The sequence below is a fragment of the Roseomonas mucosa ATCC BAA-692 genome (assembly GCF_000622225.1).
Classification (GTDB): domain Bacteria; phylum Pseudomonadota; class Alphaproteobacteria; order Acetobacterales; family Acetobacteraceae; genus Roseomonas; species Roseomonas mucosa.
The window spans coordinates 1-20,427 of record NZ_JHWD01000007.1 but is presented as its reverse complement, the minus strand read 5'-3'; the positions used below and the strand labels follow the sequence as shown (position 1 = coordinate 20,427).

Sequence of the window (20,427 nt, the reverse complement as noted above, 5' to 3'; positions counted from 1 at the left end):
GACAGGGGTACAACACCTCGCCGTCCCGATGAAAACCGGCGGCTGGGCGGATCGTCAGCGGAACCGGTCCAGGCCCTGGCGGAGGCGGCCGTCCGGGTCCTCGGCCAGCCCTTCCCGCAGGAACAGGTCGATCAGCACCAGGTTGACGTTGAACTTCACGCGATCGCCGTCCCGTACCGCCTCCAGCACGCGGGCGGCGGGCCAGAGCTCGAAGCGCTCCACCTCGTCGTCGCCCGGCTCGGGGGTGAAATCCTCGGGCAGCTCGATGTCGAAGCAATGCAGGATGTCGCGGCGCAGCCCTTCGCCCGGGCTGTCCATGACATAGGAGACGCGGCCCACGGGCTTCGCCCGGGCGGCCAGGGCAGCGGGCATCCGGGCCTCCTCCTCCGCTTCCTTCAGCAGCGTGTCGTGGGGCGAGAGCCCGGCCGGGACGCCGCCGGCCACGATGTTGTCCATCTGCCCGGGCGCGAGCGCCTTGTGGCGGGGGCGCCAGCCGATCCACAGGTGCAGCCCATCCGCCCGCCGCACCAGCCCGTTCAGATGCGCGCCCTGGCTGAGGATGCCGAAGGCGGCGACGGCCGCCCGGTCCACCACCGCCAGCACCGGCCCGCCGGGCGCCGCGCGGACGTCGAACATCTCCTTGCGCGGCTTGAACATGCCCTCGGCCGCGAGCCTCGCCGTCAGATGCGCCAGGGCGGCGGAGCGTTCGCCGGGGCCGGCCAGGCCCGGGTCGAGCACCACACCCTCCGGCGCCGCCCGGAGATGCGGCGAGAGCTCCGGCAGGCGCGCCGCCAGGACCGGCGGCAGCCATCCCACCTGCTCCCCGCCCAGGCGCAGCGGCGTGTAGCGCCCCAGCTCCGGATGGTCGTTGCAGGCCTGTATGTGGCGATAGAGGCGTGTGTCCATCCCCCGCAGATGCGCCGCGCCGGACTGGCCTGCAACCATTCGGCTTTGCGGGGTGGCGAAGTCTGCCCATCTGGGAGGAAATTTCGCGAGACTTCCGACTGATGGCCGAATCACCCCCCGCCCGCATGGGCGGCAACCACTTCCAGACGCTGCGCAACCTCGCCCCTTATCTCTGGCCCCGCAACGAGACCGGCCTGCGGGTCCGGGTGGTGCTGGCGCTGGCCTTCCTGGTCTGTGCCAAGGTGGCCAATGTCTATGTGCCCATGGCCTATGCGCGGGCGGTGGACGCGCTGACCCCCCATGCGACCGCGGCCGGCGGCATGGCGGCCGTCGCGGCGGTGCCGGTGGCCCTGGTGCTGGGCTACGGGCTGCTGCGGGTGGCGAGCTCCCTCTTCGCCGAACTGCGCGACGCCATCTTCGTGAAGGTGCAGGCCCGCGCGGCTCGGCGCATCGCCTTGCAGGTCTTCCAGCACCTGCACGCGCTCAGCCTGCGCTTCCACCTGGACCGCCAGACCGGCGGGCTGTCGCGGGTGATCGAGCGGGGGACGCGGGGGATCAACTTCGTCCTCGACTTCATGCTGTTCAACATCATCCCCACGATCTTCGAGATCCTGCTGGTCGCGGCGATCCTGTGGAAGATGTTCTCCTTCGCCTTCGCGGCCGTCACGCTGGGCACGATCGGCATCTACATCGTCTTCACCCTCGCCTTCACGAACTGGCGGCTGCGCTTCCGCCGGGCGATGAACGAGATGGACCAGGATGCCAATACCAAGGCGGTGGACAGCCTGCTGAACTACGAGACGGTGAAGTATTTCGGCAACGAGCGGCACGAGGAGCGGCGCTACGACGCCTCGCTCGCGCGCTACGAGGGCGCCTACACCCGCTCCGAGACCACGCTGAACATGCTGAACGCCGGCCAGGCGGCGATCATCGCCGTGGGGCTGACCACGGTGATGCTGATGGCGGCCAGCCGCGTCGCAGCCGGCAGCATGACGGTGGGCGACTTCGTGCTGGTGAACACCTACCTGATCCAGCTCTACCTGCCGCTGAACATGCTGGGCTTCGTGTACCGCGAGGTGAAGCAGGGGCTGGTGGACATGGACGCCATGTTCACCCTGATGCGGGAGGAGCGCGAGGTGGCCGATCGCCCCGGCGCCCCGGCCCTGGCGGCGGGGCAGGGCGAGGTGCGGTTCGAGGACGTGCATTTCGGCTACCGCCCGGACCGGGAGATCCTGAAGGGCGTCTCCTTCACCGTGCCGCCGGGGCGGACCCTGGCCATCGTCGGGCCGACAGGGGCGGGCAAGTCCACCATCTCCCGCCTGTTGTTCCGCTTCTACGACGCCTCCTCCGGCCGGGTGCTGCTGGACGGGCAGGACATCCGCGACGTGACGCAGGAATCCCTGCGTGCCGCCATCGGCGTGGTGCCGCAGGACACGGTGCTGTTCAACGACACCATCCGCTACAACATCGCCTATGGCCGCCCCGGTGCCACGCAGGAGGAGGTCGAGCAGGCGGCGCGGCTCGCCCAGGTGCATGACTTCGTGCTGCGCCTGCCCGACGGCTACGACACGCGGGTCGGCGAGCGGGGGCTGAAGCTCTCGGGCGGCGAGAAGCAGCGCGTGGCCATCGCCCGCACCATCCTGAAGGACCCGCGCGTGCTGATCCTGGACGAGGCCACCAGCGCCCTCGACACCCGCACCGAGAGCGAGATCCAGTCCGCCCTGCGCGGCGTGGCGCAGGGGAGGACGACGCTGGTGATCGCGCACCGGCTTTCCACCGTGGTGGATGCCGACGAGATCATCGTGCTGCAGGACGGGCGCATCGCCGAGCGGGGCAGCCATGCGCGGCTGCTGTCCGAGGACGGCCTCTATGCCGCCATGTGGCGCCGCCAGTCCGAGGCGGTGGCCGCCGCCGAGGCCGCAGCCGCGGCGGACCTGGACGCGGACCGGGGGCCGGAGGCCGCCCGCCGCCGGCACGGGGCGGCCGAAGGGGCTTCCGCTCCGGCCACGGCATGACCATGTTGCGCCCGACCGCAGAACTGAGGAGAGCCCCTGATGGCGTCTGACAACCCGGGGAACAACAAGCTCGACGAAATGGCCCCGGAGGATCTGAGCCATGCCGGCTCCATCGTGGACAAGGCCATCGAGTACATGACGGAGCAGAACATCGCGCCGATCTCGGTCGCCTCGGCCCTGCTGGGCGGCGCGCTGGGGCTGATGGCGCGCTCGATGGAGGACAAGGCCATCGCCCGCGTGCTGCGCAGCGCCCTCGAATCGGTGGAGCGCGGCGAGCTGGAGAGCATGCGCGGCTCCCATTGAAGAACGCGGGAAGGACAGTCGGCGACCTTGCCTGGATTGTTCTTCCCAGGAACAAAACTTGACGACGCGGGCTCGGTGGGCCATAGGGCCGCCCTTCCCGCGCGTTCGCGAATTCGAGGTTCAACGACATGTCCCGCCGCTGCGACATCACCGGCAAGGGCGTGCTGACCGGCAACAACGTCAGCCACGCCAACAACAAGTCCCGCCGCCGTTACCTGCCCAACCTGCAGCAGGCGTCGTTCTTCTCCGATGTGCTCGGCACGGCGGTGCAGATGCGCCTGACCACCAATGGCATCCGCACGGTGGAGCACAATGGCGGTCTCGACTCCTTCCTGCTCGGCACGCCCGACCGGAAGCTCGGCACCGAGGCCCTGACCCTGAAGCGCCGCATCGAGCGCGCCCAGGTCAAGAAGCAGGCAGCCTGATCTTTACGGGCATTTAACCTTTCCCCCTATAGTGGTGGGGAAATGGCTTACGTCCCGATTCTGACGCTCCTCGCCCTCGCGGCCGTTCTGGCTGCGGTGGGCCTGGGGCTTCTTGCCCTGAGGCAGTCCCGCCGGGCCCGCACCGCCGAGGCCCGGTTGTCCGCCGAGCAGGATGCCCTGGCGGCCCAGCGCCGCCACCTGGGCATCCTGGCCCGAGAGCTGACCCGGCCCGGGCTGGAACTACTGACCCTGTCCGAGCGGCTGGCGCAGCACCCGGACCTCACCGTCTCCACCTCCCTCTACCTCCAGACCATCGGCCGGCTTCGCAGTGGCGCCGCGCACCTGCTCAACCTCGCCGACGAGACGGGCGACAGCCTCGCGGAGCATCAGGCCGCGCAGGGGCAGGGCCGGCATCTGGCCGAGGAACCCTTGCGGCTGGGCGAAGTGTTCCAGGAAGCCCTGGCGGAGGTGCAGCGCCCCATGGGGGAGGGGATGCGCCTGTGGCGGATCGATCCGGAGGTCGAGAACATCGTCCTGCTCGGTGACCGGCGGGCGCTCGGCCGGGTGCTGTTCCAGGTCCTGGCCCGGGCGGTACGGGACACCGGCATGGGCGACTGCATCGCCATCCATGTCCGGCACCAGCCGGGCCGCTTCGCTCTGGTGGTCGAGGACGAGGGCCATGGCGCCGCCGTGGGCGACCTCGGCGACACGATGGTCACGCGCGCCGGGACGCGTGGGCTGGAACTGGGCCTTGCGACCTCGCGGGACCTCCTGCATGCGCATGGCGGCGACCTGGTGGTCGAGGCCATGAGCGGCATCGGCAGCCGGGTCTGGATGACGCTGCCGGAACACCGCCTGCTCGCCCCCAACACCGGCGCCTGACGGAAACGCCCGTCAGAGGCGGATCACCATCAGAAGCGTCCGCTGGATGGCCAACCCGTTGTCGTCCGAGATGAGCGCGGCCAGCCGTTGCCCCCGGTGGTGGAAGACGCTGACCCCTTCCCAGTTGTCGGTGGGCAGGGGATCGGCCAGGTCCAGCAACGCGTCGCCCTCCAGCACACTGCCGGCCCCGGCCCGGGCCAGGCGTCCGGCCGGGATGTGGCAAAGCCGCCCGCGCAACCCGTCCAGCCAGGAGAAATGCCGCTCCAGCACCAGCGCACCGCCATCCGGCAGCGGACAGGCATCCGAAGGGTCGAAGCCCGGCGCGGGGCGGTAGGCCAGGGCCTGCCAGCCTCCGGGGCTGCCGATCCAGGCATGGCGCAGCGCGCCGGCCTCGTCCGCATGGTACTTCTCGGCGATGGCCAGCCAGCGCCCGTCCGCCAGCACGGCGAGGCTTTCCAGCCCTCCGTTCAGCGGCGCTTCCTCCAGCCCCGGTGGCGCCCTGACCGGCTCGGCCGGGCCGTTCAGGTCGCGGTAGCGCCAGATCCGGTGCCAGCGCTCGAAGCCCACCAGCCAGGAGCCGTCGGGCAGGCGCGCCAGGCTTTCCGCATCGGCCGAGAAGGGCACGGGCAGGGCCCGCCAGCGCGCGTCGTGCAGGCGCCCGGCGCGCGGCGCTTCCAGCCGCAGCGGCACGCCCCGCTCATCCAGCACGAGGCGCGCGTGGCACCAGGCGCCACGGTCGCCGATCGCGGTCAGGTGCAGGTCGTCGGAGATGTGCAGGCCGGACAGGCCCTCTCCCCCCAGGCGCCGGGCATCAAGCTCCAGCATGCCCAGCACGCGCTCCGCCCCGAAGGGCGGAGCGCCCTCCGGTGGCGGCAGCGGGCGCGACAAGGGGCGGCCGGTTTCCGGCTGCAACGCCAGGGCACAGCCGCCAAGCCCCGCCACGGCCGCCAGCAGCCCGCCCCCGAGCAGGCGACGCCGGTGCAAGCCCGTCAGATCAGGGCGGGGGAACGCTCGGCGGCAGCGCGCTGGTAGGCGGCCGCGGCATCCTCGTCGAAGAGCTCGGCCAGCTTCTGCATCATGGTGCCTCCCAGCTCCTCGGCATCCACGATGGTCACGGCGCGGCGGTAGTAGCGGGTGACGTCATGGCCGATGCCGATGGCCACCAGCTCCACGATGTCGCGGCCCTCGATGTCGGCGATCACCTTGCGCAGGTGCCGCTCCAGGTAGTTGCCCGGATTCACCGAAAGAGTGCTGTCATCCACCGGCGCGCCGTCGCTGATCACCATCAGGATGCGGCGGTGTTCGGCGCGGGAAAGCATGCGCCGATAGGCCCAGTCCAGCGCCTCGCCGTCGATGTTCTCCTTCAGCAGCCCCTCGCGCAGCATCAGCCCGAGATTCTTGCGCGCCCGGCGCCAGGGCTCGTCCGCCGCCTTGTACACGACATGGCGCAGGTCGTTCAGCCGGCCGGGATTGCGCGGCTTGCCGTCCTGCACCCAGCGCTCGCGCGACTGGCCGCCCTTCCAGGCGCGGGTGGTGAAGCCCAGGATCTCGGTCTTCACCGCGCAGCGCTCCAGCGTGCGGGCCAGGATGTCGCAGCACATGGCGGCCACGGTGATCGGGCGGCCACGCATGGAGCCGGAATTGTCGATCAGCAGGGTGACGACCGTATCGCGGAAATCCGCCTCCCGCTCCCGCTTGTAGGATAGGGAATAGGTCGGGTTGGAGATGACGCGGGCCAGCCGCGCCACGTCCAGCATCCCTTCCTCCAGGTCGAACTCCCAGGCGCGCTGCTGCTGCGCCATCAGGCGGCGCTGGAGGCGGTTGGCCAGCTTGGAGACCACGCCCTGCAGGTGGGAAAGCTGCTGGTCGAGCTGCTGCCGCAGCCGGGCCAGCTCCTCCGGGTCGCAAAGGTCGTCGGCGCCGACCTCCTCGTCGAACCTCTTGGTATAGGCGCGGTACACCGAGGCGTCGTCGGAGGCGGGGACCTCCTTGCGCTGCTGCGGCCCGCCCGGGCGGTCCTCGCCCTCCGCGGCGGAACCGTCCTCCTCCTCGCCCTCGCCCTCATCCTCGGCGGCCTCGCCCTGGGCCTGCTCGGGCTGGGCGCCGAGCATGCTCTCGGCATCCTCGGACTGGGCCTCGCCCTCGCCGGAATTGTCCTGGACCTGGGAGGAGTCGGCGCCCTGGTCGCCCTGCTGCTCCTCGTCCTCGCTGCTCTCGGCCTCCACCTCGGCCTCGGCGAGGTCGAGCGCGGTCAGCAGCTTGCGGGCGGCGCGGGCGAAGGCGTCCTGGTCCTCGGTGCTGCCCGCCATCTCGTCGAGCGCGGCCTCGGCCCGCTCGCCCAGCGTGTCGCGCCACAGGTCGAGGACGCGGCGGGCGGGCTCGGGCACCGGCTCGCCGGACAGCTTCTCCCGCGCCAGCAGGCCCAGCGCCACCGGCAGGGGCAGCTGGTCCTTGCGGGTCATCCGGTCATAGCCCTCGGCCTCGGCCTGCTCGGTCAGCCTCGCCTGGAGGTTGGCGGCCACGCCCGGCATCGCCCGGCTGCCCACCGCCTCGACCCGCGCCTGCTCCAGCGTGTCGAAGACCTCCTTCGCGTCGCGGCGCGCGGGCAGGCGGGCGGCGTGGGTGGTCTCGTCGTGGTAGCGCAGCTTCAGCGCCACGGCATCGGCGGCACCGCGCAGCCGCGCCATCTCGGCGGGCGGCAGGGCACGGGTCGGCAGTGGCAGGCGGGCGCGCTTGCCGGTCAGGCCGGAGGGGCCGGGCTGGAAGGCCACCTGCACGTCATCGGTGCGGGCGATGGCGCGGACCGCGCCGGCGGTGGCCCGCTTGAACTCCTCCTGGCGGGACAGATCCTTGGAATTGCTCACCGACACCTCTCCCACCGGCCGCAGTCATCCCGTGGGGCGGCAGCGCCCGGCGCGCCGCCCCGCCTTTCCGTCAGGCCTTGACGTAGAGGCCCGTCGGGATCTCCTCGTTGAAGCAGCGCTGGTAGTATTCCGCCACCGTGGCGCGCTCCGCCTCGTCGCACTTGTTGAGGAAGGAGAGGCGGAAGGCGAAGCCGACATCGCCGAAGATCTTGGCGTTCTCGGCCCAGGTGATGACCGTGCGCGGCGACATGACGGTGGAAATGTCGCCGGCGATGAAGCCCGCGCGCGTCAGGTCGGCGAGGCTGACCATCGCCTCGATCTGCTTGCGGCCCTTCGGGTCGGTCACGCCCATCTTGGCGGAGACGATGTCGGTCTCCTGCTTGTGCGGCAGGTAGTTCAGCGTCGCCACGATGTTCCAGCGGTCCATCTGGCCCTGGTTGATCTGCTGCGTGCCGTGATACAGGCCGGTCGTGTCGCCCAGGCCCACCGTGTTGGCGGTGGCGAAGATGCGGAAGCCCGGATGCGGGCGGATCACGCGGTTCTGGTCCAGCAGGGTGAGCTTGCCCTCGACCTCCAGCACGCGTTGGATCACGAACATCACGTCGGGGCGGCCCGCGTCGTACTCGTCGAACACGATGGCGCAGGGGCGCTGCAAGGCCCAGGGAAGGATGCCTTCCTTGAACTCGGTGACCTGCTTGCCGTCCTTCAGGACGATGGCGTCCTTGCCCACCAGGTCGATGCGGCTGATGTGGCTGTCCAGGTTCACGCGGATGCAGGGCCAGTTCAACCGGGCCGCCACCTGCTCCACATGGGTGGATTTGCCGGTGCCGTGATAGCCCTGGATCATCACGCGGCGGTTGAAGGCGAAGCCGGCCAGGATCGCGAGCGTCGTGTCCTTGTCGAAGCGGTAGGTCGGGTCGCGCTCCGGCACGTGCTCGGTCGGGTTCGAGAAAGCCGGGACCTCGAGGTCCGTGTCGATCCCGAAGACCTCGCGCACCTTGACCCGCGCGTCGGGCATGTCGGGACGGCTGTCGGGCAAGGTGGCGATGGTGTCCATCGGGGGGTTCCCGCTTCTCAGTGTCAGTGTGGCAAGGGCCTCAGGCGGCGACGCTGGTCGCCTGGGCCCCCAGGGTGGCGAGCCGCTTGCGCAGCAGGCTGTAGGCGCGGTTCACGTCCTTCAGACGTTCCTCGGCCGACTTGTCGCCGCCGTTGGTGTCCGGATGATAACGCTTGGCGAGCTCTTTCCAACGCTCGCGCAGCGCATCTTCCTCGAGCGGCCAGCCGAGGCCCAGCACGTCGAGCGCGGCACGGAGCTCAGCTGGGGCCTTGGTCGCCGATTTTCGAGGGGTGGGCTTGGCGTCGGCGAAGAGGCCGAGCGGGTCCTTGAGCTGCGAGGGATCGAACTTGCCCTGCATGCCGAGGCGGCCAAGAGGCCAGGTCGGGCGCTGCCAGCCGGAATCCTCCTTGAGATGGACTTCGATCTCCTCCGGCGTCATTCCCTTGTAGAAGTCCCACGCCTGATTGTAGGCGCGGACATGTTCCAGGCAGAAATGATAATAGTCGCGCAGGCGGGACCGGTCGCGAGGGGCGCGAAACTCCCCGGCCGCCTCGCAGCCTGGGAAATCGCAACGGCGGAAGCTGCTGCTTCCGGGTGAGGGCGGGGTGTGTGTCGTGCCGCGTCGGGCCATGGTGTCCCCCTTATGGGCGTCCGGCGCCATGCGGGCAAGGCAGTATCCTACGCTTCACAAACATCGGTAACGCATGGAAAAAGCGGTTGCATGATCCCAGAGCATCCTCATTCTGCGGGCGCGCGCGCCGCCCGCCTGCACGCCGCCCTGGCCGCCGCCTTTCCGGGCGCCGAGGTCACGGTGCGTGACGACAGCCATCACCACGCCGGCCATTCCGGCGCCCGGCCGGGGGGCGAGACGCATTATGCCGTCCGGGTGGTCTGGGCGGGATTCCAGGGGCAATCCCGGGTGGCCCGGCAACGTGCCGTGAACGCCACGCTGGCGGGGGAATTCGCCGGTGGCCTGCATGCCCTCGCCATCGAGGCCAGGGCGCCGGGCGAGGGCTGAGGGTATAGGCCGCGAAGGGGAATTGGAGAGGGAAGGGGCCGGGGGGAGCCGGCCCGCTTCCAAAACATTTCACGACCGGGTCTGAGCAGCTTTCTTGCTTTCTCGTTTGCCGCTGTGCGAACGTCTCATGATATGGATGTAATTTCATTTTAAGGTGCATTGGCCGCCAAGTCTTGCCGGATGGGTTGTACACCCCTCCGCCGGCGCCTCTCTGCTGACTGATTGAGGGAGATCAGGACGAATGCCTTCCAGGCGCTACCATGAGCTGGACGTCGTACGAGGTCTCGCCGCTTTCATTGTGCTTCTTCACCATGTTTGGATGTCGTTTCCACAGGCATTCCATGTGCCACCGCTGACCGGGGCATCCGGCCTCGCCGACTATCTTTTCTTCGCGCTGAAATACACGCCGGCACGGTTCCTCGTGGCCGGGCCCGGCTGCGTCGCGGTGTTTTTCGTGCTGAGCGGCTTCGTCCTTTCCGCATCCTTCGAGAACGGGCGCGGCATCTCGTATGGGCAGTATGTGGTGAAGCGGCTTTGCCGGATCTACCTGCCCTTTGCCGCCGCGGTGCTGGTGGCGGCCGGTTTCTATGCCGCGACCTACAAGGGCGCCATTCCCGGCATGAGCGACTGGCTGAACACGACCTCCTGGTCCATGCCGCTCACGCCGGACCTGGTCCTCGGCCATCTCGCGGCCTATGGCATGGAGCCCTATCACGATCTGAACGCCCCGATGTGGAGCCTGATCGTCGAACTGCGGGCCTCGCTGATCTTCCCGCTGGTCTTCCTGCTGGTGAGGAGCCGCAGCCTCTGGGCACCGCTGCTGGCCCTGGGCCTCTACATGGCGGCGGCGGGCTTCATGAGCCGGGACGGCCAGACCCTGCCCATGACCCCGCTGGGCAGCCTCGCCTTCCTGTTCCAGTGGATGCCGCTCTTCTTCCTGGGCTCGGCGCTCTGGTTCCAGCGCGAAAGGCTGGAACGGTTCTTCTCCGGCCTGCCCGCCGTGGCGCGGCTGGGGCTGGTGGCCATGGCGCTGCTGCTGCTGGGCATGCCGGCCTGGGGGCCGGTCTCCACCACGAGCATGGCGATGAAGCTGGTCTGGATGCTGGGCATGGGCTTCTCCGCCACGGTGATCATCACCGCCGCGATCAGCACCGCCCTGTTCCACCGCTTGGCGGCCATCCGGCCGCTGCGCCGGCTCGGGGAGATCTCCTACAGCCTCTATCTCTTCCACCAGATCGTCATCCTGGCCCTGGCGCATGGCCTGGTGGGAATCGTGCCGCCCGGCCTCGCGGTGCTGCTGGCGATCCCCGTTTCGCTGGTGGTGGCGGAACTCGGCTACCGGCTGGTGGAGACGCCCAGCATGCGGCTGGGCCAGCGGCTGACCCGCGGCGCCCCCCGGCCCGCTGCGGAGGCCCGGCCGGCACTCGAACCGATCAGCGTGACAGAGGAACTCGGCGCCGTCATGGCGGCCGAGCGCCGGTAGGACAAGATCCGGCGCGGCCAGGAAGCGTCCGGGAGCAACGAGCCGCGCCGGCGTGTCAGCCTTTCCGCCGCCGCACCACGGGGCTGTCGGGCGCATAGGCATGGCAGGTGCCGAGGATCGCCGGCGACAGGGGCGGCTCGCCCTCGCCGGCCTGCCGGCGCCGGCGGGTGCGGGCCGAGTGGAGGGTCTGGTAGGCGACGGTGGCCATCTGCGCCAGGAGTTCGCGCAGATGGGTGCAGCCCTCGGTGCCGCCGACCCGCTCCTTCACGGCACGGTTGAAGCCGGGGCCGATGCGGATTCCGGCCAGCCGGGCGAAGTTCGGCGCGATGTCCGGGCAGATCGAATAGGGCGAACTGTCTGTCGCCGCCTCGCAGGACAGGATCAGCATCTCGGCATCCACCGTCAGCCGGATCCACATGTCGTGCAGGGCCTCGCCCGGCATGAGGGTGCCGCGGTCCAGGTTGGGCAGCGGATAGGCCTTGGTGTCGGTCAGGCGGGCCTCGATGTCGAAGGACCCGTCCTCGCGCTCATAGCCGCGCAGGGTGATGTCGCGGCTGTGCTGGAGGGTGCGCGCCTCGGGCTGGGAAAGGGGCATGGGACGAGCCTAGCCCGCGATCGCCGGCGGCGGAATCGCCCGAAGCGTGAGGGTGCCATACTTCCGGCAGCAGGGAGGGCGCGATCCCTGGACGGGCCGGGGCTCCCAGGGGCGCGGGGAACGCCTCAGCCGGTGGCGCCGTCCTCCCGCAGCAGGGCCGCCACCACATCCTCCGGCACGTCGCCCGTGGTGAAGACGTCGCCCGGCTCGCGGATCAGCACGAAGCGGAGCGCGCCGTCGCGCACCTTCTTGTCCTTGCGCATCCGGCCCAGTAGCGCCTCCACGGTGAAGCGCCGCTCCAGGTCACGGATCGAGGCGGGCAGGCCCACGGCGCGCAGATGCGCCACCACGCGCCCGGGCAGGGCCGGGTCGCAATGGCCGAGCCGGGCGGAGAGCTTCGCCGCCAGGGCCAGGCCGATCGCCACCCCCTCGCCATGCAGCAGGCTGCCGTCATAGCCGCACTCGGCTTCCACCGCATGGCCGAAGGTATGGCCGAGATTCAGCAGCGCCCGGCCGCCCTCGGCGGATTCCTCGCGTTCGTCGGCGGCCACCACGGCGGATTTCAGGCGGCAGGATTCCAGCACCGCGTGGCGCAGCGCCGCCGGGTCCCCGGCCATGGCCGCCGGCCCCTGCGCCTCGCACCAGTCCCAGAGCGACCCTTGCAGCAGCCCGTGCTTGGCGACCTCCGCCCAGCCGGCGCGCAGCTCGCGCGGGGGCAGGGAGGCGAGGGTGCCGATATCCGCCAGGACCATGCGTGGCTGGTGAAAGGCGCCGGCGAGGTTCTTGCCGGCGCGCAGGTTGATCCCGGTCTTGCCGCCGACCGAGGAGTCCACCTGGGCCAGCAGGGTCGTCGGCACCTGCACGAAAGGCAGGCCGCGCAGGGCAACGGCAGCCGCGAAGCCGGCCAGGTCGCCCACCACGCCGCCGCCCAGGGCGATCACGGTCGTCTTGCGGTCGATCCCGGCGCCGAGCAGCGCGTCCAGCACGGCTTCGAGCGAGGCCATGCTCTTGGAGGCCTCGCCGGGCGGCACGGCGATCTCGGCGCGGATCTCGAAGCCCGCATCCTCCAGCCCGGCCCTCAGCCGGGCGCCGTGCAGGGCCGCCACCGCCGCGTCGGACACCACGGCCACGCGGCGCGCCGGCAGCACCGGGGCCAGCAGCCCCCCGGCGCGTTCGAGCAGGTGCCCGCCGATGGCGACCTCGTAGCTGCGCGCGCCCAGCGTGACCGGCAGGCGGGACGGCGCCTCATGGGCATGGAGCGCCGTTTCGACATCGGCGGTCGTCATGTCAGGGGTCTCATCGGTGCAATCCACCACGATATCGGCTTCCGCATAATAAGGATGGCGCACCTGCATGAGCCCGCGCAGGACCTCGGCCGCGTCGCGCCCGACGAACATGGGGCGATGGTCCCGCCCGGCCACCCGTCGCACCAGGGCGGGCAGAGAGCAGCGCAGCCAGACGGCGACGGCGCCGGAGGCACGCACCGCGGCGCGCGTGCGCGGATCGTTGAAGGCGCCGCCGCCCGTCGCCAGCACCACCGGCGGGCCGGCCAGGATGCGGGCGATCACCCGCCGCTCGCCGTCGCGGAAATGCGCTTCGCCATAGCGGGCGAAGATCTCGGAGACGGGCAGGCCGGCCGCGGCCTCGATCTCGGCATCGGTGTCGAGGAAGGGACAGCCGAGCCGCGCCGCGAGTCGCCGGCCGATCGAGGACTTCCCGGCACCCGGCAGCCCGACCAGGACGATGCTGCGGGTCGCGGCGGATGCCATCCGCTCCACGGCCGCGGAATCCGGGCCCGGGGTCCTTTCCCCCTGGATATGTCCCGCCTTGCTCTCCGCCCGGGTCCTTTCCGGAGCCGGCCCGGCCTCCGCCGGCGGGGCGGCGGGGCCACGGTTTCGCTCCGAATGCGGATCGGCGAGGATGTCCAGGTTGCGCGACACGATGCCCAAGGCTAGCACGGCTTCGCCCGCACGCGAGGGACCACGCGCAACTCCATGTTTCGTCGCCCACTGACCCTGATCATTCTTGTCATCATCGCACTGCTCGCCGTGGGCCTGCTCGTCATTGGTGCCTTTCCGCCCGATGTGAGTCCACAGCCGGTGGAGCGGACCATCCCGGCAGAGCGCTTCGGCACGCGCTGAGGGCGTCGCCGGGCGGCCCTCCTGCACGCCATGGATGCCCGTGTCGAGGCCTTTCTGGAGATGCTGGCGGCCGAACGCGGCGCCGCCCGCAACACCCTGGCCGCCTACGAGGCGGACCTGACGGATGTGGCGGGATGGCTGCGCCGGAAGGGCGGATCGCTGGAAAGCGCCACGCCCGAGGCCTTGCGCGGCTATCTTTCCGGCCTTTCGGGCGCCGGGCTTTCGGCGCGCACCGTCGCCCGGCGGCTTTCGGCGCTGCGCCAGTTCTTCCGCTTCCTGGCCCGCGAGGGAATGCGGGGCGACGACCCGACCGCGCTGCTCGACACGCCGCGCCTGCCGCAATCCCTGCCCAAAGCCCTGCGGGAGGAGGAGGTGGAGGCGCTGATCGCCGGGGCCTCCCGCCTGCCGGGGCGCAGCGGCCTGCTGGCCGTGGCGGTCTGCGAGCTGCTCTACGGCTCCGGCCTGCGGGCCAGCGAACTGGTCGCCCTGCCGGCGGCGGCGCTGCGCGACACGGCGCCGCTGATCGCCATCCGGGGCAAGGGCGGGCGGGAGCGGCTGATCCCGATCAGCGCCCGGGCGCGGCAGGCCCTGGCCGATCTGGTCCCGAAGTCGGCCCCGGAGGAGGGGAAGGGCCGGCCGGGCGCGCGCTGGCTCTTTCCCTCCCGCGCCGCGGCCGGGCATCTGACGCGGCAGCGTCTGAACCAGTTGCTGCATGCGGCGGCGCTGGAGGCCGGGCTGGACCCGGCGCGGGCGACGCCGCATGTGCTGCGCCACTCCTTTGCCACGCACCTGCTGAACCGGGGGGCGGATCTGCGCTCGCTGCAGGTGCTGCTCGGCCATGCCGATATCGCGACCACGCAGATCTACACCAAGGTGCTGGAGGAGCGGCTGCGGGCGGTGATGGAACTGCACCACCCGCTCTCCGACGCCGCCGTGCCGGCGGGTGAACGCGACGCCGGCTGAGCCGTTGCTGCCCTGGCGGGGGCGAAGGGAGAACCGGGGCACCTCGCCAGGGCAAGGGCGGGAAGGAGGACACGCATGACCCGATTCGAGCGGCGCGACGCCATGCCCGAACTGCCGGGGCTGCTCGGCCTGCTATTGGTGGCGGGCGGGCTGCTTGGCTTCGTGGCGCTGGCGGCGCTGGTGCATGGTGACAGCCTGGAGGGCTTCGACCGCCACATGCTGCTCCTGCTGCGGGACCCGGCCGACCTGGAGCATCCGATCGGTCCCCGCTGGTTGCCGGCGATCGCCCAGGACGTGACGGCCCTGGGCAGCAACGTGATCCTGGTTTCCGTGAGCCTCGTGGTGCTGGGCGGCCTGCTGCTGGAGCGCAAGCGCGGCGCGGCCCTGCTGACCGCGGTGTCCATCCTGGGCGGCACCGTGCTCTCCCTGCTGGTGAAGCTGGCCTTCGAGCGGCCACGGCCGGATGTGGTGCCACATATGGTGGAGGTCTTCACCGCCAGCTTCCCCAGCGGCCATGCCATGCTTTCGGCCGTCACCTACCTGACCCTGGGGGCGCTGATGACGCGCATCCAGGCCGGGCCGCGGCTGAAGCTCTATGTGATGGCCGTCGCGGTGGCGGTGACGCTGCTGGTGGGTGCCAGCCGGATCTACCTGGGGGTGCACTGGCCGACCGATGTGCTGGCCGGCTGGTGCCTGGGCGCGGCCTGGGCCCTTTCGTGCTGGCTGGTGGCGCTCCGCCTGCAACGGCGCGGCCAGGTCGAGAAGCCGGACGAGGCAGGTCGCTGACGGGCACGCCGCCGCCCCGCATTGGGCCTTGCCTGCACGGCCGGGGCCGGGGCATCGCCTTCCCTTCCTGGCGGGGCGGATTCGCGGGTCCGGCGCTTCCCTTCCGGCACGATCCGCTCTAGCCGCTCCGCACGCCCCCGTGTACGGACCCCCGATGCGTCATTTCCTGGATTTCGAAAAGCCGATCGCCGAGCTGGAAGGCCAGATCGAGGAACTCCGCCGGACCACCGATGCCGGCGGCATCGATGTGGCGGAAGAAGTCGGCCGCCTGCAGGACAAGGCCGAGAAGCTCCTCGCCGCCACCTACAGCAAGCTCTCCCCCTGGCAGAAGGCGCAGGTGGCCCGCCACCCGGAGCGGCCGAAATGCCTGGCCTATATCGAGGCGCTGGTCGAGGAGTTCACGCCGCTGGCGGGGGACCGCGCCTTCGCCGATGACGAGGCGGTGGTGGGCGGCCTCGGCCGCTTCCGCGGCCATTCGGTGATGGTCCTGGGCACCGAGAAGGGCACCGACACCGAGACCCGCATCAAGCACAATTTCGGCAGCGCCAAGCCGGAAGGCTACCGCAAGGCGCGGCGCCTGATCGAGCTCGCCGGGCGCTTCGGCATCCCGATCATCACCTTCGTGGACACGGCGGGCGCCTTTCCCGGCATCGAGGCCGAGGCGCGCGGACAGGCCGAGGCCATCGCGCGCTCCATCGAGGCCTGCCTGGAGGCGCCGGTGCCCGTGGTCGCCACGATCATCGGCGAGGGCGGTTCCGGCGGCGCCATCGCCCTGGCCGCGGCGGACCGCATCCTGATGCTGGAGCACAGCATCTACAGCGTCATCTCGCCGGAAGGCGGCGCCTCCATCCTGTGGCGTGACGCCGCCCAGGCGCCGCAGGCGGCGGAGGCCTTCAAGCTGACGGCGGAGGACCTGCTGCGCCTGAACCTCGTGGACGCGGTGGTGCCGGAACCGCTGGGCGGCGCGCACCGCGACCCGGCCAAGGCGGTGTCCGACGTGGGGCAGAAGGTCTGGGAAGTCCTGCAGCCGCTGCTGTCCGTCGATGGTGCAACCCTGAAGAGCCGCCGTCGCGAGAAGTTCCTGGAAATGGGGCGCCACGGCGTTGGCTGACAGGTGAGACGCGTGGAGGTGCCTGATCCTCTGCGCATCCATGCTACGGCTTCACGAAAACTCGCCAAAAGGGATATTCCTTTCTTTAGTTTCTCCCACGGGTTGTATGGTTCGATTGGATAACAGATGATCGCTCAGTTTTGTGAGCGGACGAATCATGCGTGGCGGGGAACTGATCTTGACCAAGCTGGCTTCCCTGACATCCCCTCTGCGGGGTGAGGACCGCCAGTTCCGGCGGGCAGGCGATGAAGCCCGGGATCGGAAGGACTGGACCGCCGCAGCGGAGTTCTACCGCCTGCATCTGGAGGCGGAGCCGGAGGATGCCCCCATCTGGGTGCAGCTGGGCCACGCGCTCAAGGAACAGAGCCAGACCGCCGATGCCCTGCTGGCCTATCGCCGCGCGGCGGCCCTCGCGCCTGAGGACGGCGACGCCCAGCTCCAGTTCGGCCGCGCGCTGGTCCTGGCCGGTCGGCGTGGCGAGGCCATCGAGTGCCTGGCCGGGGCGCTGCGGCTGGGGGCCTCGGCCGATGCCTATCGGGAACTGGTGATGCTGGGGGAGAGCCAGATCGCCACGGAGTTGATGGGCCATTGGACGGAACAGGAACTCGCCACGGCCACGCTGCTGGAGGTGACGGACCTCCTGCACTACCTCGACAACCACAAGACCCTTTCCGGCATCCAGCGGGTGCAAGCCAACATCATCGAGCAGGTCCTGGCCCTGCCACCCGCGGCGCTGAACGCCTACCGCTTCGTGATCAGCAGCCCGACCGGGCTTCTCCTGCTGCAGAGCGACGTGCTGGCGCAGATGATCCGCTACGCGACCAGTGCGGTGGTGAGCCATGACAGGCTCAAGGAACTGGTGGCGGATCTGCGCCTCTCGGCCCAGACGCTGACGCCCGCCCCGACGCAGACCCTGCTGGTGCTGGGCGCCTTCTGGAACGTGCGCGACGTCGTCTACAACTGCGCCCGGCTGCGCGAGATCGGCGTACGGGTCGGCCTCTATGTCTATGACCTGATCCCGATCACCCATCCAGAGTTCTGCGATCCGACGCTGAGCGTCTGGTTCACCCTGGCCATGGGCGACGGCCTGCTCAGCTTCGACTTCCTGTTGACCATCAGCGAGCACGTGGCGGGGGACATGCGCCGGCTGATGGCCGAGAACGGCATCACGGGGATCGAGGTCGAGGCCGTGCCGCTCGCGCATGTGCTCAAGCCCGTCCCGTCGCGCCCCGCGGCGGCGCCGGGCCGCTGGACACCGGCCATCGCACGCCTGCGCGACCGTCCCTTCGTGCTGAGCGTCTCGACCATCGAGGCCCGCAAGAACCACGCCTACCTGTTCCGGATCTGGCGCGAGATGATGACGAAGGGCGAGGCGGTGCCCGACCTCGTCTTCGTCGGCCGCCCCGGCTGGCGCGTCCAGGATCTGATGAACCAGATCCGCGATACCAACCATCTCGATGGCCGCCTGCACATCCTGCACGACCTGTCGGATGAGGAACTGGCCACCCTCTACCAGAACTGCCTGTTCACCGCCTTCCCGTCCTTCGTGGAGGGCTGGGGCCTGCCGGTGGGCGAGAGCCTGACCTATGGCACGCCCTGCGTCGCCTCCAGCAGCAGCTCGATCCCTGAGGTCGGCGGCGATCTGGTGGACTACGTCGATCCGTTGAACCTGCGCGACGGGATCGAGGTCTTCCGGCGCATGCTGTTCGAGCCCGGCCTGCTCGACCGGCGCCGGGCGGAGATCGCGGCGCGCTTCCGGCCTCGCAGCTGGAAGGATGTCACTGACAATCTCCTGGCTGCCATCGAGCGCCAGCGCGCGCGTCCCCCGAAGGGCAGGCGTGCCAGCGTAGCCAGCCTGCCGGTCGGAACCACCTTCAAGCCGTCGAGCCTCGGGCGCACGCATGGCATGCCGCCGAGCTACATCGCGCAGCCGTTGCGCTCGGTCATGGTGGACGGCTGGTACGGCTGCGAAGGCTTCGGCGCCTGGATGGCAGGGGAGGCGGCCCGGCTTGCCTTCTATGCCAAACCGACCGCGAATGGGGTCTGGAACGGCACGGACTGCATCGTCGCCTATCTGCAACTCGTGGGCGCGCCCCATGCGAAGGGGCAGGTTCTGCATGTGGCGCCGCGAGGCGTACGGATTCCGCTCCATGCCGAGTTCATCGAGAACCCCGCGACCGGGCGCATGGTCCTGCAACCCAACACCAGCAAGGTGCTGCGGCTGCGCATCGCCCCGCCCGCCGACGGGCTGGTGGACCTGGACTTCACGCTGATCGGCATGGCCGAGCAACTGGCCGAGGGTGACCCGCGGCGCTTCGCCGTCGGTCTCTGTCAGGTCGGCTGGGCCCCGGAGACCGATGGGCCGGGGCGGCAGAACATCACCGAGCGTCTTCTCTTCGACGGGGCATGACATCGCGGGCACGCCCAGCGGGGCATGCCACGGCCGGTCCGGATGCTCCGCCATTCCGGAACGGAGCACGACCGAAGGACGCGTGGAAGAACGGGCCGGGAAACGGCCACCGCGCGGGAACAGGGGCCAGGACAAACCAGTTCATGCCAGACAGTCTTGCCGTTTCTCTACCGGCACCGATCGCCATCATGTCGTTCAACCGGCCCGGGATGCTGGAACGCGTGCTGGCCAGCCTGAAGGCCCAGACACTGCCGGTTGCGGAGCAGCGCGTGCATCTGTTCCAGGATGCGGCGCGCAACCGCTCCGGTGGCATGACGCGGGCAACAGAAGATGAGATCGCCGCCTGCATCAGCGTCTTCCGCCGCCATTTCCCCGATGGCGTCGTGCACGAGGCGCCGCATAATCTGGGCATCGCGCTGAATTTCGACCGGGCTGAGCGGTTCTTCTTCGAGACCCTGAACGCGGAACTGGGAATCTTCTTCGAGGACGATATGGTCCTCTCGCCGCACTACCTCGATGCTCTGGAGAAGCTTTCCGCCTTCGCCCTCGCCGAGGAACGGGTGGGATATGTGGCGGCTTATGGCCAGCATCATGCCTCGCCGGAGGAGCATGGCCGCCTTCGCCGCCGCATCATGCCCATGGGGCACAACTGGGGTTTCGCGCTTACCCGACGTCAGTGGAAGCGGCAGCGAGAGATCGTCGAGGGCTATCTGCATTTCGTCCGGGACTGTGAGTACCGCTACCGTCCACACGAGGAGATCCGAGCGTACTTCGCCCGGTTCGGGATGACCACAACTCAGACATCGCAGGACACGGCCAAGGAAATCGCCAGTGCCGTCCTGGGAACGGCGCGGCTCATGTGTTTTCCCGCTTATGGCAGCTACATCGGTGATGTGGGCGAACATTACACGCCCGCTCTGTACAAGGCGCTGGATTTCGGCCGCACCGTCCTCTTCGAGCATGCGCCAGACGGCTTCGATTTTCCTACCACGCAGGAGTTGACCACGATGATGTCAATCGGCATTGAATGGGGACCCCAGATCGGCGCGCAAAAGGGACCCCTCTTGTAAGGCGTTCAGGCGCGGTTCTTGAATCGCCAACTGTCGTTGCCGGTCTCGACGATGTCGCAGTGGTGAGTGAGGCGGTCGAGCAAGGCGGTGGTCATCTTGGCGTCCCCAAAGACGCTGGGCCATTCACCAAAAGCGAGGTTGGTGGTGACGATGACCGAGGTCTGCTCGTAGAGACGGCTGACAAGGTGGAACAGCAACTGGCCGCCGGACTGGGCGAATGGCAGGTAGCCGAGCTCGTCGAGGACAACGAAATCCAGGCGGCAGAGATGATCGGCGATGCGCCCTTGTCGTCCGGCCCGGGTCTCGGCCTCGAGGCGGTTCACCAGGTCAACCACGTTGTAGAACCGTCCGCGCGCTCCATCGCGGATGCAGGCCCGGGCAATGGCGATAGCCAAATG

The 20,427-nt window shown here is 69.8% G+C and carries 20 protein-coding genes; 12 read left to right on the top strand and 8 right to left on the bottom strand.

The window, feature by feature from the left end:
* Positions 1 to 54 precede the first annotated feature (54 nt).
* Entirely contained in the window at positions 55 to 906 is an 852-nt protein-coding gene (locus BT98_RS0108720) for an NUDIX hydrolase (protein ID WP_027297195.1), read from the bottom strand.
* A gap of 101 nt (positions 907 to 1,007) precedes the next feature.
* On the opposite strand from BT98_RS0108720, the gene BT98_RS23795 reads away from it, so the two are divergent.
* The 4 genes from BT98_RS23795 to BT98_RS0108700 all read left to right on the top strand — a co-directional run bounded on the left by BT98_RS23795 (position 1,008) and on the right by BT98_RS0108700 (position 4,531).
* Positions 1,008 to 2,921 carry an ABCB family ABC transporter ATP-binding protein/permease gene (locus BT98_RS23795; protein ID WP_051544268.1) on the top strand — a complete coding sequence of 638 codons (1,914 nt, stop codon included), beginning with the start codon at positions 1,008 to 1,010 and terminating at the stop codon, positions 2,919 to 2,921.
* Between the two features lie 39 nt (positions 2,922 to 2,960).
* The gene (locus tag BT98_RS0108710) at positions 2,961 to 3,224 is read left to right on the top strand and encodes a hypothetical protein (protein WP_019460734.1); all 264 of its coding nucleotides are present in this window, start codon (positions 2,961 to 2,963) and stop codon (positions 3,222 to 3,224) included.
* Between the two features lie 128 nt (positions 3,225 to 3,352).
* Positions 3,353 to 3,649 (top strand): 50S ribosomal protein L28, encoded by a 297-nt coding sequence (gene rpmB, locus BT98_RS0108705; RefSeq protein ID WP_019460735.1) that lies wholly within the window; start codon positions 3,353 to 3,355, stop codon positions 3,647 to 3,649.
* Between the two features lie 42 nt (positions 3,650 to 3,691).
* Entirely contained in the window at positions 3,692 to 4,531 is an 840-nt protein-coding gene (locus BT98_RS0108700; RefSeq protein WP_019460736.1) for a sensor histidine kinase, read from the top strand.
* 12 nt (positions 4,532 to 4,543) lie between these two features.
* On the opposite strand, the gene BT98_RS23790 is transcribed toward BT98_RS0108700, so the two are convergent.
* The 4 genes from BT98_RS23790 to BT98_RS0108680 all read right to left on the bottom strand — a co-directional run bounded on the left by BT98_RS23790 (position 4,544) and on the right by BT98_RS0108680 (position 9,113).
* Positions 4,544 to 5,515 (bottom strand): esterase-like activity of phytase family protein, encoded by a 972-nt coding sequence (locus tag BT98_RS23790; RefSeq protein ID WP_139341725.1) that lies wholly within the window; start codon positions 5,513 to 5,515, stop codon positions 4,544 to 4,546.
* 5 nt (positions 5,516 to 5,520) lie between these two features.
* Positions 5,521 to 7,395: a cobaltochelatase subunit CobT gene (cobT, locus tag BT98_RS0108690; RefSeq protein ID WP_051004787.1), complete on the bottom strand. Its 1,875-nt coding sequence runs from the start codon at positions 7,393 to 7,395 to the stop codon at positions 5,521 to 5,523.
* 70 nt (positions 7,396 to 7,465) lie between these two features.
* A complete protein-coding gene (gene cobS, locus BT98_RS0108685) occupies positions 7,466 to 8,452 on the bottom strand; it encodes a cobaltochelatase subunit CobS (RefSeq protein ID WP_019460739.1) in 987 nt (328 codons plus the stop codon).
* A gap of 40 nt (positions 8,453 to 8,492) precedes the next feature.
* Positions 8,493 to 9,113 carry a J domain-containing protein gene (locus tag BT98_RS0108680; protein WP_019460740.1) on the bottom strand — a complete coding sequence of 207 codons (621 nt, stop codon included), beginning with the start codon at positions 9,111 to 9,113 and terminating at the stop codon, positions 8,493 to 8,495.
* Positions 9,114 to 9,173: 60 nt separating this feature from the next.
* Here BT98_RS0108680 and BT98_RS0108675 point away from each other — a divergent pair, with 60 nt between their 5' ends.
* Together BT98_RS0108675 and BT98_RS0108670 are read left to right on the top strand one after the other, a co-directional pair.
* Entirely contained in the window at positions 9,174 to 9,470 is a 297-nt protein-coding gene (locus BT98_RS0108675) for a BolA family protein (RefSeq protein WP_019460741.1), read from the top strand.
* 241 nt (positions 9,471 to 9,711) lie between these two features.
* Positions 9,712 to 10,953: an acyltransferase family protein gene (locus tag BT98_RS0108670; protein ID WP_075822605.1), complete on the top strand. Its 1,242-nt coding sequence runs from the start codon at positions 9,712 to 9,714 to the stop codon at positions 10,951 to 10,953.
* A gap of 55 nt (positions 10,954 to 11,008) precedes the next feature.
* Here BT98_RS0108670 and BT98_RS0108665 read toward each other — a convergent pair whose 3' ends face one another.
* Together BT98_RS0108665 and aroB are read right to left on the bottom strand one after the other, a co-directional pair.
* Positions 11,009 to 11,548, bottom strand: coding sequence for a DUF2889 domain-containing protein (locus BT98_RS0108665; protein WP_019460743.1), 540 nt, complete (start codon positions 11,546 to 11,548; stop codon positions 11,009 to 11,011).
* A gap of 125 nt (positions 11,549 to 11,673) precedes the next feature.
* A complete protein-coding gene (aroB, locus tag BT98_RS23785) occupies positions 11,674 to 13,488 on the bottom strand; it encodes a 3-dehydroquinate synthase (RefSeq protein ID WP_390889524.1) in 1,815 nt (604 codons plus the stop codon).
* Between the two features lie 54 nt (positions 13,489 to 13,542).
* On the opposite strand from aroB, the gene BT98_RS27700 reads away from it, so the two are divergent.
* The 6 genes from BT98_RS27700 (at position 13,543) to BT98_RS0108630 (ending at position 20,029) form a co-directional block, all read left to right on the top strand.
* Positions 13,543 to 13,689, top strand: a complete 147-nt coding sequence (locus BT98_RS27700) for a hypothetical protein (RefSeq protein ID WP_019463257.1) — start codon at positions 13,543 to 13,545, stop codon at positions 13,687 to 13,689.
* A 30-nt stretch (positions 13,690 to 13,719) separates the two neighbouring features.
* Positions 13,720 to 14,652: a site-specific tyrosine recombinase XerD gene (locus BT98_RS0108650; RefSeq protein WP_019463256.1), complete on the top strand. Its 933-nt coding sequence runs from the start codon at positions 13,720 to 13,722 to the stop codon at positions 14,650 to 14,652.
* 75 nt (positions 14,653 to 14,727) lie between these two features.
* Complete coding sequence (locus BT98_RS0108645) at positions 14,728 to 15,438, top strand: phosphatase PAP2 family protein (protein ID WP_019463255.1); 711 nt, start codon at positions 14,728 to 14,730, stop codon at positions 15,436 to 15,438.
* Positions 15,439 to 15,592: 154 nt separating this feature from the next.
* A complete protein-coding gene (locus BT98_RS0108640; RefSeq protein WP_019463254.1) occupies positions 15,593 to 16,549 on the top strand; it encodes an acetyl-CoA carboxylase carboxyltransferase subunit alpha in 957 nt (318 codons plus the stop codon).
* Positions 16,550 to 16,727: 178 nt separating this feature from the next.
* On the top strand, positions 16,728 to 18,959 hold the full coding sequence (locus BT98_RS26060; protein WP_139341652.1) for a glycosyltransferase family 4 protein: 2,232 nt from the start codon (positions 16,728 to 16,730) through the stop codon (positions 18,957 to 18,959).
* 143 nt (positions 18,960 to 19,102) lie between these two features.
* Positions 19,103 to 20,029, top strand: a complete 927-nt coding sequence (locus tag BT98_RS0108630) for a glycosyltransferase family 2 protein (protein ID WP_147292438.1) — start codon at positions 19,103 to 19,105, stop codon at positions 20,027 to 20,029.
* A 5-nt stretch (positions 20,030 to 20,034) separates the two neighbouring features.
* Here BT98_RS0108630 and BT98_RS23775 read toward each other — a convergent pair.
* The coding region (locus BT98_RS23775) for an ATP-binding protein (RefSeq protein ID WP_037250257.1) at positions 20,035 to 20,427 on the bottom strand (393 nt) is incomplete at its 5' end.

Bases quoted from the DNA above. Each gene is read 5' to 3' on its own strand.
- BT98_RS0108670 (WP_075822605.1), top strand. From the start codon at position 9,712: ATGCCTTCCAGGCGCTACCATGAGCTGGACGTCGTACGAGGTCTCGCC.
- rpmB (WP_019460735.1), top strand. From the start codon at position 3,353: ATGTCCCGCCGCTGCGACATCACCGGCAAGGGCGTGCTGACCGGCAAC.
- BT98_RS0108650 (WP_019463256.1), top strand. From the start codon at position 13,720: ATGGATGCCCGTGTCGAGGCCTTTCTGGAGATGCTGGCGGCCGAACGC.
- BT98_RS0108700 (WP_019460736.1), top strand. From the start codon at position 3,692: ATGGCTTACGTCCCGATTCTGACGCTCCTCGCCCTCGCGGCCGTTCTG.
- BT98_RS0108645 (WP_019463255.1), top strand. From the start codon at position 14,728: ATGACCCGATTCGAGCGGCGCGACGCCATGCCCGAACTGCCGGGGCTG.
- BT98_RS0108640 (WP_019463254.1), top strand. From the start codon at position 15,593: ATGCGTCATTTCCTGGATTTCGAAAAGCCGATCGCCGAGCTGGAAGGC.
- BT98_RS0108675 (WP_019460741.1), top strand. From the start codon at position 9,174: ATGATCCCAGAGCATCCTCATTCTGCGGGCGCGCGCGCCGCCCGCCTG.
- BT98_RS0108680 (WP_019460740.1), bottom strand. From the start codon at position 9,113: ATGGCGCCGGACGCCCATAAGGGGGACACCATGGCCCGACGCGGCACG.
- BT98_RS0108665 (WP_019460743.1), bottom strand. From the start codon at position 11,548: ATGCCCCTTTCCCAGCCCGAGGCGCGCACCCTCCAGCACAGCCGCGAC.
- BT98_RS0108710 (WP_019460734.1), top strand. From the start codon at position 2,961: ATGGCGTCTGACAACCCGGGGAACAACAAGCTCGACGAAATGGCCCCG.
- BT98_RS27700 (WP_019463257.1), top strand. From the start codon at position 13,543: ATGTTTCGTCGCCCACTGACCCTGATCATTCTTGTCATCATCGCACTG.
- BT98_RS0108630 (WP_147292438.1), top strand. From the start codon at position 19,103: ATGCCAGACAGTCTTGCCGTTTCTCTACCGGCACCGATCGCCATCATG.
- cobS (WP_019460739.1), bottom strand. From the start codon at position 8,452: ATGGACACCATCGCCACCTTGCCCGACAGCCGTCCCGACATGCCCGAC.
- BT98_RS0108720 (WP_027297195.1), bottom strand. From the start codon at position 906: ATGGACACACGCCTCTATCGCCACATACAGGCCTGCAACGACCATCCG.
- BT98_RS23795 (WP_051544268.1), top strand. From the start codon at position 1,008: ATGGCCGAATCACCCCCCGCCCGCATGGGCGGCAACCACTTCCAGACG.